Genomic DNA, 14311 nt, shown 5'->3' on the forward strand with positions numbered 1-14311 from the left:
AGCCACCCGCCGGAATCACGTCGCTTAACGCCTTGAACCGAAACGTCGCTCCCGGGCGACCAGTGCTTTTTTGAAATCACGACTATCCCTCCCGAATGTTCCAAGCTCAGGATAGTTGCGCCACACAAATTGAGGCAGAACCTAATTAAGGGCAACGCGGCACCCGCGTCGAAGCCGGCAGCCACGATGTCGAACTCCTCGTCTGTGACCGTGATATCGATCGTCACGCCCGGATGGGCCATTGCGAAGGTTGCGATCAGAGGCCCCGACAAGAACCGCTCGGCGATCTAGGTTGCGGCGATCCTGAGAAGCCCGTGTGGCGCGCGCTCTCCAGCCACGCCTTCGAGGGCCGTTCCAATATCGGAAAGGGGCCGAGATAAAGCGTCGCGCAAGCGCTCGCCCGCTTCCGTGAGACGCACCGAACGGGTCGTGCGCAGGACCAGCGCCGTGCCGAAAGCATCCTCAAGCCGTCGCATTCCCTGACTGACTGCCTAGCGTGTCACCCCCAGACGATCGGCGGCGGCACGGAAATTGTGTTACTCCGCGACGGCGAGGAACAGCGGAAGCAGGTTCAGGTCGATCGTCATTGTCCAGCTTTGCTAACCGTCCAATCAAGTAAGTGGCGGATACCGGCACTAGTCGCAAGCGTCTATCTTATCCCTCGAATCAACACATCAATGGAGAAGAGTATGGACAAGGTTATTCTGATTACCGGGGCCTTTAAGGGAATAGGCCCAGAGACACGATGATACAGATTTAGCGCACGGCACGCACGACTGACTTAATTCGGCCAGAAGTTATCTGATGGCCATTACACTATGGGAGCGGGATGATGGGATTTTCCGCGCAACAGCAGCGCAGGCATGGAAGACCTAGTATTTATAGCAATTTAACAACCGTTTGCGGCGATCACGCCGCACATTCGGCGCAGCACCTGAGGATCGAGAGCCGTGTAACGCTCGAAGTACCGCAGATTCTTCGGACCAAGTCCGTGCTCGGCGCTGAACGAGGCGCCGAAGCCTTCGACCGCCTGCTCCACAACCCAATCACGCAATCCCTCTTCGAAGCTCGGCTGCGCGGGTCCGTCGGTTTTGATTAAATTGAAATGCAGGCCGCCGTCGCCGAGGTGGCCGAAATCGCAGATCTCCATCATGGGATATCGGGCTGGGAGCGTCCTGTGCATCTGCTCGCGAAAGGCGATTACTTTGTCGCGCGTGAATCCCAAATCGAAGGCGATCAGTGGCCCCGCAGTGCGCACGCCTTCGGACAATGCGTGGCGTAGCGCCCAGATCTCTTCCGCTCGTCCGAACAGCGCGTCCTCGACCGGGGCGCCGGGCAGGTCCCAAGCCTCGGCAAATGCGGCCTGCAGCACCTCGTCAAGAGGCGTGTCCCAAGGGGCGTCCGCGGTCGTGCGGGAAACTTCGATCAGAAGCGCCATTTGCGGGATCGCGCCGCGCGCAAACGGGTTTGCGATCGCCGGCACGTGGGTGAAGGTATGGCGCATCGCGGCGCATGACATGAATTCAAAAGCCGACAGTAGCGGGCCGAGCCGGATCTCGAGATGGCGCAGAAGATCAAGCATGGCAGCATGCGACGAGGGGACAACGAGGGCCGCCGCCTGCGCCTGCACCATCGGCTCGACGTTGAGGACGGCCCGCGTTACGACACCGAACCACCCCGAGGTGCCGATGAACATTTGCCGCCAATCGGGGCCTGTGTTCGCCTTGCGCACCGCGCCGCCAAGCGTCAGTACCTCCGCCTTCGCCGTGTTCAAAACGACTGTCAGGCCGAGGACATGGCGCCGGACGTCGCCGTAGCGCAAATAGCGGCCACCGCCGGTATTGGTGGCAATCATGCCGCCGATCATCGGATCAGCGCCGAGGTCGATGGGAAAGAACAAGCCGTGCGGCGCAAGCTGGGCGTTCAGCTCGGACAGTCGTAACCCGGCGGAGACGGAGACGGTCCGGTTGGCGGCATCGACCGTGCATTCACCGCGAAGCCGGTCGAGGCTCAGCACCACCCCACCCTCCTGAGTGCCAGGCACGGAGGCGCCGACGAGCCCGGTGTTGCCCGATTGCGGCACGAAATTCATTCCTTCCGCGTGACAATGGCGCACGCAGGCGGCCACTGCCTCTGTCGTCTGGGGGCGTAGTACGGCGAGAGCCTGCCCTTTTTCGCCGCGCACACCCGCAAGATAGGGGGCCATGTCGCCCGGCGCCGTCAGGCAGGCGACACCGGGCGGCGCGGGCGGGCGGGCGGGCGTGCCGGTCATGCCGCCGCTTGCCCCGAGGCGAGGCGCGCGCGGCACCGGGCGATCGAGGCGGACTCGATACCCGCGTAAAGGGTGAATTCATCGGCCAGCGGCATCCCCAGCGCGGCCTCGAACGCCGCGCGCCCCGGACCGGCGTCGTAGATAACGCTCGGTCCGTCGCCGAGGTTCGACTGAAAGATGCCGGCGGCACTGACCGGCAGGAAATCCTCGTAGATCACAGGGCTCAGCGCGAGGACGCCCGTGTCGACGAGGGCTGTCGCGTCGAAACGGTCCGCTGGGATGGGCGCGTCGGGCGCCCGGGCGAGCGAGAACTTGAAATAGGCGAGGCCCTCGGCGTGCAGTGTGCGCCAGTTGTCGGGGAAGGCGGCGAAAGCGGTGGCGAGCCGCTCTTCGTAGGTCGCCGTCTCGCCGCTCGGACATGGGCTACGCACGGTCCCGAGAAGCCGGTCGTAGAGCGCGCGGCCTTTCGGCGTCAGGGCTACGCCGCGCTGCTCGATCTCACCGAAGCGAGCGGTATGGTGGCCGATGCGTGCCGCACCATCCGCGCCGGGAAAGGTCACTTGCTCTTGCATCGCCTTGAACGAGGTCTGGCGCAGAAGGATCGGGCAGCGGCGGCGCGGCGGCCCTTCGATGACGGCCTTGGCGGGTAGACCAGCCGCCTGCATCGCCGCCTGTGCCGCGTCTATATCGAGGGTGCGGGGCGTTAGGTGATTGATGTGCGGTCCTTTGAAGGAGACAACGTCGGCGATCAGTCTGTGCGCCTCGTTCAGCGCTCGGAACGTCCCGAGGTCGACGCAGGCCCGCTCGTGCCAGCGAAAGGTTTCGAGGATGGCGGCGACGAAGCGCACGGCCTCCTCCCCAGTTAGGCCGCCCTGCGCCTCGGCCCGTTCGGTCAGCGCGATGGCATCGGGGGTGAAGATGCGACGGCGGGCGAGGATTTCGGCTGCCGTGCGGCGCAAATCGGCATCCTCGATCAGTTCCAGCCGCAGCAGCGACGTGAAGATGCGGAATGGATTGCGTGCCAGTGCCTTACGATTCTTCGGGCGGAAAGCAGTCGAATGGACGGGGACGCCAGCGGCAGACAGATCGTAATACCCCACCGGATGCATCCCCATCACGGCGAAGATCCGCGCTATCATGGCCAGCTCCTGCGCCGTGCCGACGCGGATTGCGGCGTGACGCTCAAGCGAAATACGGTCGATGTCCTCCTCGGGCGTCAGGTTCAGCAGGTCGGCGTCGTCGCTGGCCAGTACCCCGGCATTCACCTCCGAAACGATACGCAGAAGATCGCCGTAGGCCCCGACCTCGGTTCGGTACATCCGCGACATGGCGTCCGAGAAGTCGTCGCGAATTGCGTCGGGAACGATGAAGTCGGCGTTCGTGGGGTAGGTCATTTTGCAAGGTTCCTATTGGTGTGGTCGGGCGCGCGGGCGCCAGTCAGATGTGTGAGGACGGCACCCGTCTCGTACCAGGCAGCCCTCAGCGCGACGCGCGCCTCGGGCAATGGCGGCGTGATGGGCACCGGGAATTCGCCCGCGCCTATCGCCCAATCAGCTGCGGCGCGGCCAAATACGGTCCCCGGCGCGATGCCCCGGCCCGAATAACCGAAGATGGAAATCGCCCCCTCGCCCAGCGACTGGACGCGGGGCAGATAGGTCGAGGTCATGGCGATGCGGCCCGTCCACTCATGCTCGAAAGGCACCCGAGGCAGTTGCGGGAAAAGCGCGGCCAGCTTGCGCCGGGCCCAGCCGCGATGGACGCCGCCTCCGGGACCATCGAGATTACCCAAGGCGCCGAAGATTAACCGCCCCGCCGCGTCAAGCCGAAATGACGACATGATGAGAGCGGTGTCCCAGCACCCTTCGCCACCGGCGAGGATGTCGGCGCGCAGGGCTGCGGGCAGCGGGGCCGTCGCCAGCTGGAAAAAATGCGTCGGGATGATCGGGCTGTCCGGGACACCGTCGCTGGCATAGGCGTTGGTGGCCTGGATCAGCCGGGCCGCGCGGACGCTGCCGCCTGATGTAGTGACGCGCCAATGATCGCCGTCGCGGCTCATCGTCGTAACGGCGGAGATCTCGTGCACCCGGGCGCCACGCGCCGCGGCGGCGCACGCGAGTCCCTGCACATAGGCCAGCGGCTGGATAGTGCCGGCGCGCCCGTCCCAGAGCGCGCCGTGGTAGGCAGGAGAGCCGGTGCGGCGGGCCGTCTCGGCGGCGTCGAGCAGTTTTACCGGCGCGCCTCGCGCCTCCTGTTGAGCATGGCGCGCCTGCAGATCGCGAAAGCCTGCCGCCGAATGGGCACAGTGCAGGGTGCCGCCCCGAACCGCCTCGCAGCGGATCTGCTGCGCCTCGATCAGATCGAAAACGAGCTGCGGTCCCTCGGCGAGCATGTCGTTGAGGGCGGCCCCCGCCGCCGCGCCCAGTTTCTCCTCGACACCGTCGGGAGGGGTCCAGAGGCCGGCATTGACCAGCCCCACGTTCCGCCCCGACCCGCCGAAGCCCACGGTTGCGGCCTCCAGAAGGACCACCGAAGCACCGCGCGCGGCAAGGTGCCAGGCTGCCGAGACGCCGGTGAACCCGCCCCCGATCACCACCACATCGGCGGTGACATCTCCTTCCAGTGCGGGCCAGGATCGCGCTTCTTGCGTAGTGTGCCGCCAGAGGCTGTCGGGAGCGGGTCGGGACATGGTGTGCCTCAGATTTCGAAGGAGATACCCTGCGCAAGCGGCAGGGAGCGGCTGTAGTTTACGGTGCTGGTCTGGCGGCGCATGTAGGCGCGCCAGGCGTCCGACCCGCTTTCGCGGCCGCCGCCCGTCTCCTTTTCACCGCCAAACGCGCCGCCGATCTCGGCGCCCGAAGGGCCGATGTTGACGTTGGCGATCCCGCAGTCTGAGCCCTGGACGGAGAGGAAATGCTCCGTCTCGCGCACGTCGGTCGAGAAGATGCAGGACGACAGGCCCTGCGGCACCGCGTTCTGCAGGGCGATGGCGTCATCGAGGTCGGTGTATTTCACCACGTAGAGGATCGGCGCGAAGGTCTCGGTGTGCATGATCGCGCTCTGCTTGGGCATCTCGACTATGGCGGGAGCCATGTAGGCGGCGCCCGGGAACCGGTCGGCCAGCGTGGCCGCGCCGCCGTGGACTGTTCCGCCCTCGGCCTGCGCCGTTTCCAGCGCGCGGGTCATTGCCGTCGCGGCCGTCGCGTCGATCAGCGGGCCGACGAGCGTTCCCTTTTGCAGCGGGTCGCCGATGGTCAGCCCTTCGTAGACCTTTACCAGACGCGGTACGAGCGTGTCGTAGACATCGGCATGCAGAATCAGGCGCCGCAGCGAGGTGCAGCGCTGACCGGCGGTGCCGACGGCGGAAAACACTATGGCGCGCACGGCCATCTCGAGGTCCGCCGAGGGTGTGACGATCATCGCGTTGTTGCCGCCAAGCTCGAGGATGGTCTTGCCCAGCCTTTGCGCCATGTCGGCGGCCACGGCCTTGCCCATGGCGACAGATCCCGTCGCCGATACCACGGCCACGTCCTTGGATGCCGTCAGCACCTGCCCGACTTCGCGCTCGCCGATCAGGGTCTGGATCAGGCCCTCGGGCGCGTCCGCGCCGAAAGCGGCACAGGCCCGGTCGCAGATCTTCTGGATCGCAAGCTGGGTGAGCGGCGTCTTTTCGGACGGCTTGGCGATCACCGGATCGCCGCAGACGAGTGCCAACGCCGCGTTCCAGGACCAGGGCGCCGCCGGGAAATTGAACGCCGTGATGATGCCGCAGATGCCCGCCGGATGCCAAGTCTCGCGCATCGTGTGGCCCGGCCGCTCGGAGGCGATCGTGAGGCCGTAGAGCTGGCGCGAAAGGCCGACGGCGAAGTCGCAGATGTCAATCATCTCCTGCACCTCCCCGAGACCCTCCTGCAGGATCTTGCCGCATTCGAGGGTGACGAGACGGCCAAGGTTTTCTTTTTCGCGGCGGAGTTCCTCTCCCAGAAGCCGAACGAGTTCGCCCCGGCGCGGGGCGGGTACCTTGCGCCACGCGGCGAAGGCCGTGTTCGCGCGCGCGATGGCGGCTTCGGCGTCGGCAACGGTGTGGACCGGCACCATGGCAATCTCGCTTCCGTCGACGGGAGTGGTCACGCGAAGGGAGCCTCCGGCGGTTTCGGCAGCGGTCAGGGCGCAGGCTTTCAGGATGTCCGTGTAAGGCATATTGGGTCCAGTTCGGGTCAGGTGGTCGGTTCGCAGAGTGCGGTGGGGGTTGATGCGGTGAGGGTGGTTGCGGCGCGGATCAGCCGCGCACAGCCGTCCGCAAGGTCGGCGTCGGAATAGGCATAGGACAGGCGCAGATGACCGGGCAGGCCGAAAGCACTGCCTGGAACGAGGGCAAGTCCTTCGGTAGCAAGCAGCCACTCGCACAGGTCGGTGTCAGTCTCGATCCGCGTGCCGTCCGGAGCGGTGCGGCCCAAAAGGCCGTGGCACTCGGGAAAGACGTAGAAGGCGCCGTCGGGTACGGCACAGGCGATGCCGGGGATGGCGTTCAGCGCCGCCACTACCCGGTCGCGGCGAGCGCGGAAGAGGGACAGACGTTCGGCCAGTAGCCCCTGATCGCCCGTCAGCGCCTCGACGGCGGCGGCCTGCGCGATGGAACAGGCGCCCGAGGTCACCTGCCCCTGCACCGCCACCATCGCATTGACCAGCGGCTCGGGCCCGATACCCCAGCCGATGCGCCATCCGGTCATCGAATAGGACTTCGAGACGCCGCTTATGACGATGGTCCTGTCGGCAAGGCCGGGAGCGGCGTTGCGGAACGACGTGAACGGTACATATGACAAATGCGCATAGATCTCGTCCGAGGCGATCCAGACGTGAGGATGCCGTTCGAGGACGCGTGCGAGGGCCGCGAATTCATTCGCGGTATAGAGCGCCCCGCTTGGGTTCGATGGAGAATTGAGCAGCACCCAGCGTGTGCGGGACGTGATCGCGGCCTCCAGTTGCGCGGACGTGATCTTGAAGCCCTGTTCAGGTCCGCAGGCAACCTCGACGGGGCGGCCCTCGGCCAGTGCTACGATATCATTGTAGCTGCTCCAGCAGGGTGTCGGAAGGACGACCTCACATCCGGCATCCAGCGTGGCAAGAAAGATGTTCGCCAGTACCTGCTTGGCCCCCGTCGACACAACAACCTGAGCCGGCTCGGCCGCGAAGCCAGCCGTGGCGGCAATGGCGCGCCGCAACTCTGGTGTCCCGGCAGTCGGGGTGTAGCGCGTGCGGCCTTCGGCCATTGCGCGAGACGCGGCGTCGCAGACGGGCGTGGGCGTGGGCAGATCCGGCTCCCCGGTGCTCAGTGCAAGCACGTCGCGCCCTTCGGCGCGCATCCGGGCGGCGGCCTCGGAAATGCGCACGATCTGCGACAGGGCAAGACCGGCGGTGCGTGAAGAGGGGCGAAACATGGGCGGCTCCCGGGGGCAGTTGCACTGCCGAGATTGACAGCAGCTGGGCCGTATGGGAAACGCGATTATCCGATACGGTATGCAAGACGGGAATACCCATGGCCTCGCCGAAGCGCTTTTTGCCGCCGATTTCCGCGCTGCGCGCACTCGAATCCTTTGCCCGGACGGGCAACGTCTCGGTCAGCGGGCGTGAGCTGGGGCTGTCGCAGAGTGCCGTCAGCCGACAGCTCAAGGTCCTCGAGGAGTACCTCGCCACCGACCTCTTCATCCGCGACCGCAAACGCATCGCCCTCTCGCCAGCGGCCCAGTCCTATGCTGGGGAGGTGCGCGGCGCGCTCGAACAGATCGGCCGGGCGAGCCTGCGGCTGAAGGCCAATCCGCGGGGCGGCCTGCTCAATCTGGCGATTCTGCCGGCGTTCGGGGTGCGCTGGCTGGCGCCCAAGCTGCCCGATTTCCTGCGGCGGCATCCGCAGGTAACGGTCAATCTCGGTACCCGTTTGTCGCCGTTCGATTTTCGCACCGAGGCTTTTCATGCCGCCATCCATTTCGGTCGGCAGGACTGGCCCGACGTGCATTATCTGCGGCTGTTGCGCGAAGAGGTGATCGCGGTCGCGGCGCCCGATCTTGCTGAGCGTATCGCGACCGGCAACCCCGCCTCGCTTTTTGATCTGCCGTTGCTGCACCTCGACACGCGGCCTGACGCTTGGGAGAACTGGGCGCAGCAGATGGGAATCACCATCGCGCCGCCCCGAGGCATGCTATTCGACCAGTTCGCCTCGATCGTGCAGGCGGCGGTGCACGGGATGGGCGTGGCACTGGTGCCAACGTTCCTCGTCGACGAAGATGTGGCGCAAGGCCGCCTCGTGCCGGTGGGCGGTGCGGCACCGCTGAGCATCGGTGATTACTTCTTGGTCTGGCCGAAGGCAGACGCGCCCCATGAACCGTGTCGGCTGTTCGAGGGGTGGTTGCGGTCGCAGGTGCCATCGTCTGCGTCTGGGCTGGCCTGACGGCGGGGACAGAGAGAACGAAAGGGCGTGCAACTTTCGGCCAGGACCGCGCGCCGGGCAGGACGGGCCGGGGGACTGTGCTGGGCTCAACGCAGGCCGATCTCGTCCAGCAGCGCCAGGATCGCCTCGGCGCCCTCGCCCGCGTCCTTGAGCACGCGCCCGCCCCCGGCAATGTCGCGCGGTGGCGCGATAGGCGGCGGCAGACGCCGGGAGGGGCGCGCGGGCCTGGCGTGGCGGGGATCGTCGGGGGCATCGACCGGCCACGCCGTCACAGTGCCGCGATCGGCGTCCCAGCGACTCCCGAGTGTAGCCGTGATGGCGCCGGTCGCCAGCGTGAGGACGGCGCCGCAGGGCGGTAGCCCCAGCACGCGCCGGGTTCCGCCGGACATTCGCGTCCGCACGATCCACGATGCCCCGTCACGCGAAAGGTCGAGGCACCGGGTGATGACAGTGCGCCCGAGGGCCGCGCCCAGCCGGTGGGGCACCATGCCGCTGCATTCTCCCGCCTCGGCCCGGGCTCCGCAAAGGATGATCTCCGGTCGGTCGCCCTGCAGATGCGCGATCAGCGCCGCCAGAGGGTCGCCCCGCACGCCGACGTCGAGGATATCGAGTGCCGGTGACCCCAGACCCAGACCGCGCCTGAGGGCCAACGCCGCATCCGGCGAGCCTGCGTGCAACAGGCGCGGCTCGAGACCGCCGCGCACCGCTAGTGAAATCGCTGCAGCCTCCTCAGGAGGGAGGCGCGGACGACCCGTGACCGGATTGCGGCCCGTCGAGACGAGAACGGTGCAGCGTGTCACGGCGTGTCACCCAGCCGGTCCAAGAGCGCCCGCAACACCGCGCCCGTGTCGGTGACGACGGCCAGATCGGCGCGCGCGATCATCGGCGCATGCGGATCGGCGTTGACGGCCACGACCTTTCGCGCGCCTTCGATCCCCTGCAGATGCTGACTCGCCCCCGAAATACCAAAGGCGATATAGCAACGCGGGGCGATGACGGTGCCCGAAATACCGACCTGCCGGCCCCGCGGCAGGAGCCCTGCATCGCAGACGACCCGGCTGCCACCGACCGCCGCACCGAGCGCTGCGGCGACCTGATGCAACAGCGCCCAATCGGAGACGCCCGCGCCCGCAGAAAGGACCACATCAGCTTCTGAGAGCGGCAGGGACGCCGGATCGCCCCGCTCGATCCCTAGCTCGACGGGCGCTGCGGCCTGCGCCGCGTCGGGCACAGAGGACCGGGGCGGGCTGAGCGGGAGGGCGGCGCCGGTCGACATATCTCCCGACACTTCTCCCGACGCTGGCCCGGCCTGCGGGCGAAACCGTCCCGGGGCAGCGATCAAAAGGGGCGCGTCGTCGCGCTGCCGCTCGCGGGTGGCGCCGTCTTCGAGGCAAAGGCAGCCACTGGTATCGATGGCGGCGACGTTCGTGCGGATCTGCCCTTCCGTCACGGCGGCGATCCGGCGGAGCACCTCGGCGGCCTCGCCTCCGTCGACGGCGACGATGCGGCGCAGTTCGAGGTCGTGCCAAAGGGCGGTGATCTGGTGGGACAGGGCGTCCGAGTCCTGCGACGGAGGAGCCCAGACGCGGTCCACGCCCGCCCCGGCAAGGCCCGAGGGCGCATCGGTAGAGAGAATGATCGCCAGAAGTCCGTGCCCGGCCGAAACCGCGAGCCTGCGCCCGAGGGTCAGTGCCTCGACGTCGAGAGGGGTCAACGGCCCCGCTCCGCCGTCGATCAGGACCGCGACGAGGGGGCTGTCGTCCGCAATCTGACGCACGGGGGCAGTTTTGGCGGCCTCCTGCGGTGCCGCCCGGCGCATCGTGGACCGGTCGCGCGGATCGCGGCGCACGCGCGCCGCACTCATGGCGTCGCCTCCACCGCCTGCCAGACAAGTTCGGCAAGATCGCGAACCTGCGGACGCGCACCCGGCACGCCCTCCAGCATCTGGGTGCAGTTGGGACAGGCCGCAACGACGGTCTGCGCTCCTGTGGCACGGGCCTGATCCATCCTGACATCGGGGATCCGGCGCCGGCCCGGCACGTCGGCCAGCGCCGCACCACCCCCGCCGCCGCAACAGCGCGAGGACCGTCCGTGATCGGCCATCTCGACAGAGGTCAGACCGAGCCGACGTAAAATGCGCCGGGGCGCGCCCGTCTCGCCCATGTAGCGGCCGAGGTAGCACGGATCGTGGTAGGTGACGGCGTCGGCGTCCGGCAGCGGCGGCACCGTCAGACGGCCCTCTTCCATCAGCGCGTCGAGCAGGGTGCTGTGATGGACGACGTCGGGCATCGGTCCGAAAGAAGGATACTCACGCGCGAGGCAATGCACGACATGCGGATCAGCGCTGACGATGCGGCCGATCCGGTGCCGCGACAGGGTGGCGCGGTTGGTCCGGGCAAGCGCCGCAAACGTGGCCTCGTCGCCCGCGCGCCGGGCGAAATCGCCGCAGTCGCGCTCCTCGGTGCCCAGAATGGCCAGATCGACGCCCGCGCGCTGCAAAAGCCGCACGAGCGCACGCAGCGTCGACTGGCTGCGCATATCGTAGGCACTTTCTCCCGCCCAGAGCAGCACCTCGCAGGCGTCGCCGTCGCTGCTCAGAACGCGGAGGCCCAGATCGGCGGCCCAGTCATGGCGTTCGGACAGCGCCCTGCCCGACTGCGTGTCGGTCTCGGCGAGGTCGAGAAGGACGGCACCGACAGCCAGCGGCGGCACGCCCCGGGTGAGGGTCTCGTGGCGCCGCAGGTCGACGATGGCGTCGACATGCTCGATCATCATCGGGCAGGCCTCGACGCAGGCGCGGCAGGTGGTGCAGGACCAGAGCGTTTCGGTCGCCACAAGGCGCGGGGAGCGGTCGGTGCCTGACCCGCCACCCAGACCGTCAATGAGATCGTCGAGCGGCCCCATGGGCGCGGGATGGCCGTGGCCGCTATATTCCGTTCCGATGGCGCCCGTTGCGGTGCCGTAGGTTCCGAGCTGGGCATCGGGACCGCTGCGTACCGTCCCTGCCCCGTCGCCGCCCAGTCCGATCACTAAGTCGTTGATCAGCTTTTTCGGGTTGAGCGGTTGGCCAGCGGCATAAGCCGGGCACGCCGCCTCGCATTTGCCGCACTGCACGCAAGCGTCGAACATCGCGAGGCGGTTCCAGCCGAAGTCCTCGGCGCGGCCGATCCCGTAGCCCTCCAGCGCGGGCTTCAGCGCCGTTGCGTGTGGCCCGGCGTCGAACCGTTCGGGGCGCGGGTGGGCGACTAGTGCGGTGACGCCGGCGACGGCGTGGCGCATAGGGCCGCGCGCCGCGCGCGCCACGAGCCAGCCTGCGCCGAGGGCTAGGAATATCGCCCCGGCATAGACAGCGACGGGCCCCGTCCACACCCCGACCGCCGAGAGCAGCAGACCCGCATCGAAGGTGAGAAGGGCAAAGGGCAGCCGGTCGAACAGCGCGCCGGACAGCCGGTCCGGGCGCGCGGACCGGCGGCGGCGCCAAGCATCGAGCCCTGCCCCGATTATGCCCGCCGCCGCCGCGATACCGGCCAGCAGGGCCAGAATGCGCCACCCAGTCGCCCCAGCCGCCAGCGTGCACACAACGGCACTCAGCGTTCCGCCCGCGACCAGCGCGTGCATGCGCGACATCCCCGGTTCTCGCTCGACGACAGTGTGCACGTCGTGCAGATAGACGCGAGGCAGACGGCGCAGGCCCGCCACGATATCGACGTCGGCCGCCGCCCCAATGGCCCACCGCCGCCCCAGCCGCGCGATCTGAAGCGACAGCACCGCACCGGCGGCAATCAGGATCCAGAATGCGTGCGTCATCTCAGAACAACAGGTTTGGCAGAAAAGTTACCAGCAGAGGCACGAAGGTCAGGAGCAGCAGCACCCCGATCAGGGCCACAAGGAACGGCACGGATTCGCGCGCGAATTCTTCGATCGAGCACTTCGTTATCGTGCAGACGGTGAACAGCACGGTGCCGACGGGCGGCGTGATCGACCCGATGGTGGTGTTGAAGACGAGGACGATTCCAAAATGCACCGGATCCACACCGAGCGCCCGCGTCACCTCGAGCAGGATCGGCACGAGAATGATCATCAGGGCCAGGCCTTCGAGCATCATGCCGAGGATCAGCAACATGACGTTGATCAGCAAGAGCACGACGAACTTGTTGTCGGAGATGGACAGAAGCACGCCGATCATCTTCTGCGGCGCTTGCTCGAGCGACAGGACGAGCGAAAAGACGGCAGCGGCGGCGATGATGAACAGCACGTTGGCAGTGGTCAGGGCGGATTCGCGCAAGAGGTCGAAAGTTTCGGTCCACCGAAAACCCCGGTAGATGACGAGGCCCACGATCAGTGCATAGACGGCGGCGATGGCACCTAGTTCGGTGGGCGTGAACCAGCCGCCCCGCAGGCCCACGATGAGAAGAACGGGCATCGCCAGCGCCCAGAGTGCGGCCCAGGCGCGGCGTCCGATCTCGGGGGTGGGCAGCCTGTGGCTGCGCTCGGGGGCATAGCCACGCCGCTTGGCGGTGACGCGGACGGTCAGCAAGAGAGCCACAGTGATGATAAAGGCGGGCACGATGCCACCAATGAACAACCGCCCGATCGAGGTATCGGTGAGCAGGCCATAGACGATGAGGCCGATGGACGGTGGCATGATCGGCGCGATGGCGCCCGAGGCGGCGCTGACGACGGAGGCGTAGCCGTTGGAATACCCGCGTTCGCGCATGATCGGGGCAATGGTGCGGGCGTCGATGGCTGCGTCGGCGTTGGATGAGCCCGACATGGCCCCGAGGAACAGCGAGTTCATCACCGCCACCTGCGCAAGGCCGCCCCACCAGTGCCCCACCATGCCATCAGCGAGGTGATAGAGACGCTGGGCAATGCCGCCGCGCGCCAGGGCGGCGCCCGCCACGATGAAGAACGGCACTGCGAGCAGCGGAAAACTTTCGAGCGACGAGGCCATGCGCTGTGCCACGATGCTGGCCATCATCGGATTGACGGCGAAATATCCGACCGAGGCGCCAAGGATGGTGAAGGCGATTGGCACGCCGAAGACGAGCAGTGCGATGAAGATGCAGCCGGCGAGGATCATGTGGGGGTTCCGTCATTGCGCGTGCCGCGCACGAGCCGGTAGAGTTGAATGAGTTGGGTCACGACCACCAGCGCCATTGCCAATGCCAGCGCCGCCGAGACGATCCATTTGGGCCAGCCGAGCGACAGGAATTGGGTGAAGCGTGCTGTCTCGACCTGAACGATCGCCGCCTGGGCCACGGCGGCGGCGATCAGGATGACGATGATGTGTACCAGACCCTGCACGATGGGGTGCCAGCGGCGCGGCAAACGCTCGACGAAATATTGGACGCCGAAGAGGTCGCCATTCGCGGCGATACCGACGATGCCGAACCAGACGACACCCGACAGGGCGACGATCCCAAGATCGTGGCTGATGGCGATGGATTGGCTGAGAGCGGTGCGGGCAAAGACGTCTGCCGTGATCACCAACAGCACGACCCCCAGCAGGGCCGCCGGAACCACCGACCCGAACAGCACGATGAGACGAAAAAGCAGTGTCATGGGATCACCTGTGGCAAGAAGGACGCGCGCAC

The 14311-nt window shown here is 67.0% G+C and carries 12 protein-coding genes and 1 pseudogene; 1 reads left to right on the forward strand and 12 read right to left on the reverse strand.

Features of this window, described 5'->3' with window-relative positions; genetic code table 11:
• From LOM8899_RS23605 to LOM8899_RS19820, 7 genes and pseudogenes are all read right to left on the reverse strand, one after another.
• Positions 1-227 (reverse strand): hypothetical protein (locus LOM8899_RS23605; protein ID WP_211096234.1); only part of this gene is annotated, 227 nt, incomplete at its 3' end.
• 60 nt (positions 228-287) lie between these two features.
• Positions 288-479 (reverse strand): annotated as a pseudogene (locus tag LOM8899_RS23945) (LysR family transcriptional regulator); the annotation flags it as partial.
• A 410-nt stretch (positions 480-889) separates the two neighbouring features.
• Entirely contained in the window at positions 890-2272 is a 1383-nt protein-coding gene (locus tag LOM8899_RS19800) for an FAD-binding oxidoreductase (RefSeq protein ID WP_093994047.1), read from the reverse strand.
• Entirely contained in the window at positions 2269-3666 is a 1398-nt protein-coding gene (gene hglS / locus LOM8899_RS19805) for a 2-oxoadipate dioxygenase/decarboxylase HglS (protein ID WP_093993988.1), read from the reverse strand. Before hglS ends, LOM8899_RS19800 begins: the two co-directional genes overlap by 4 nt.
• Entirely contained in the window at positions 3663-4958 is a 1296-nt protein-coding gene (locus LOM8899_RS19810) for an NAD(P)/FAD-dependent oxidoreductase (protein WP_093993989.1), read from the reverse strand. The genes hglS and LOM8899_RS19810 overlap by 4 nt, the downstream gene beginning before the upstream one ends.
• A gap of 8 nt (positions 4959-4966) precedes the next feature.
• Complete coding sequence (gene amaB / locus LOM8899_RS19815; RefSeq protein ID WP_093993990.1) at positions 4967-6469, reverse strand: L-piperidine-6-carboxylate dehydrogenase; 1503 nt, start codon at positions 6467-6469, stop codon at positions 4967-4969.
• Between the two features lie 17 nt (positions 6470-6486).
• Entirely contained in the window at positions 6487-7707 is a 1221-nt protein-coding gene (locus LOM8899_RS19820; protein WP_093993991.1) for a pyridoxal phosphate-dependent aminotransferase, read from the reverse strand.
• Between the two features lie 98 nt (positions 7708-7805).
• Between LOM8899_RS19820 and LOM8899_RS19825 the strand changes: the two genes are divergently transcribed.
• A complete protein-coding gene (locus LOM8899_RS19825; protein WP_093993992.1) occupies positions 7806-8714 on the forward strand; it encodes a LysR family transcriptional regulator in 909 nt (302 codons plus the stop codon).
• An 86-nt stretch (positions 8715-8800) separates the two neighbouring features.
• Here LOM8899_RS19825 and LOM8899_RS19830 read toward each other — a convergent pair whose 3' ends face one another.
• Genes LOM8899_RS19830 through LOM8899_RS19850 form a run of 5 tightly spaced genes read right to left on the reverse strand, consistent with a single transcriptional unit; the run spans position 8801 to position 14279 of the window.
• Positions 8801-9514 carry an adenine nucleotide alpha hydrolase family protein gene (locus tag LOM8899_RS19830; RefSeq protein WP_093993993.1) on the reverse strand — a complete coding sequence of 238 codons (714 nt, stop codon included), beginning with the start codon at positions 9512-9514 and terminating at the stop codon, positions 8801-8803.
• Complete coding sequence (locus LOM8899_RS19835) at positions 9511-10578, reverse strand: FAD-binding protein (RefSeq protein WP_093993994.1); 1068 nt, start codon at positions 10576-10578, stop codon at positions 9511-9513. Before LOM8899_RS19835 ends, LOM8899_RS19830 begins: the two co-directional genes overlap by 4 nt.
• A complete protein-coding gene (locus tag LOM8899_RS19840) occupies positions 10575-12521 on the reverse strand; it encodes a DUF3483 domain-containing protein (RefSeq protein ID WP_093993995.1) in 1947 nt (648 codons plus the stop codon). The genes LOM8899_RS19835 and LOM8899_RS19840 overlap by 4 nt, the downstream gene beginning before the upstream one ends.
• Position 12522: 1 nt before the next feature.
• Positions 12523-13797 (reverse strand): TRAP transporter large permease, encoded by a 1275-nt coding sequence (locus LOM8899_RS19845; RefSeq protein ID WP_093993996.1) that lies wholly within the window; start codon positions 13795-13797, stop codon positions 12523-12525.
• Positions 13794-14279, reverse strand: a complete 486-nt coding sequence (locus tag LOM8899_RS19850; protein ID WP_093993997.1) for a TRAP transporter small permease — start codon at positions 14277-14279, stop codon at positions 13794-13796. The genes LOM8899_RS19845 and LOM8899_RS19850 overlap by 4 nt, the downstream gene beginning before the upstream one ends.
• Positions 14280-14311 lie beyond the last annotated feature (32 nt).

It is taken from the genome of Flavimaricola marinus, from assembly GCF_900184895.1.
Lineage (GTDB): Bacteria > Pseudomonadota > Alphaproteobacteria > Rhodobacterales > Rhodobacteraceae > Flavimaricola > Flavimaricola marinus.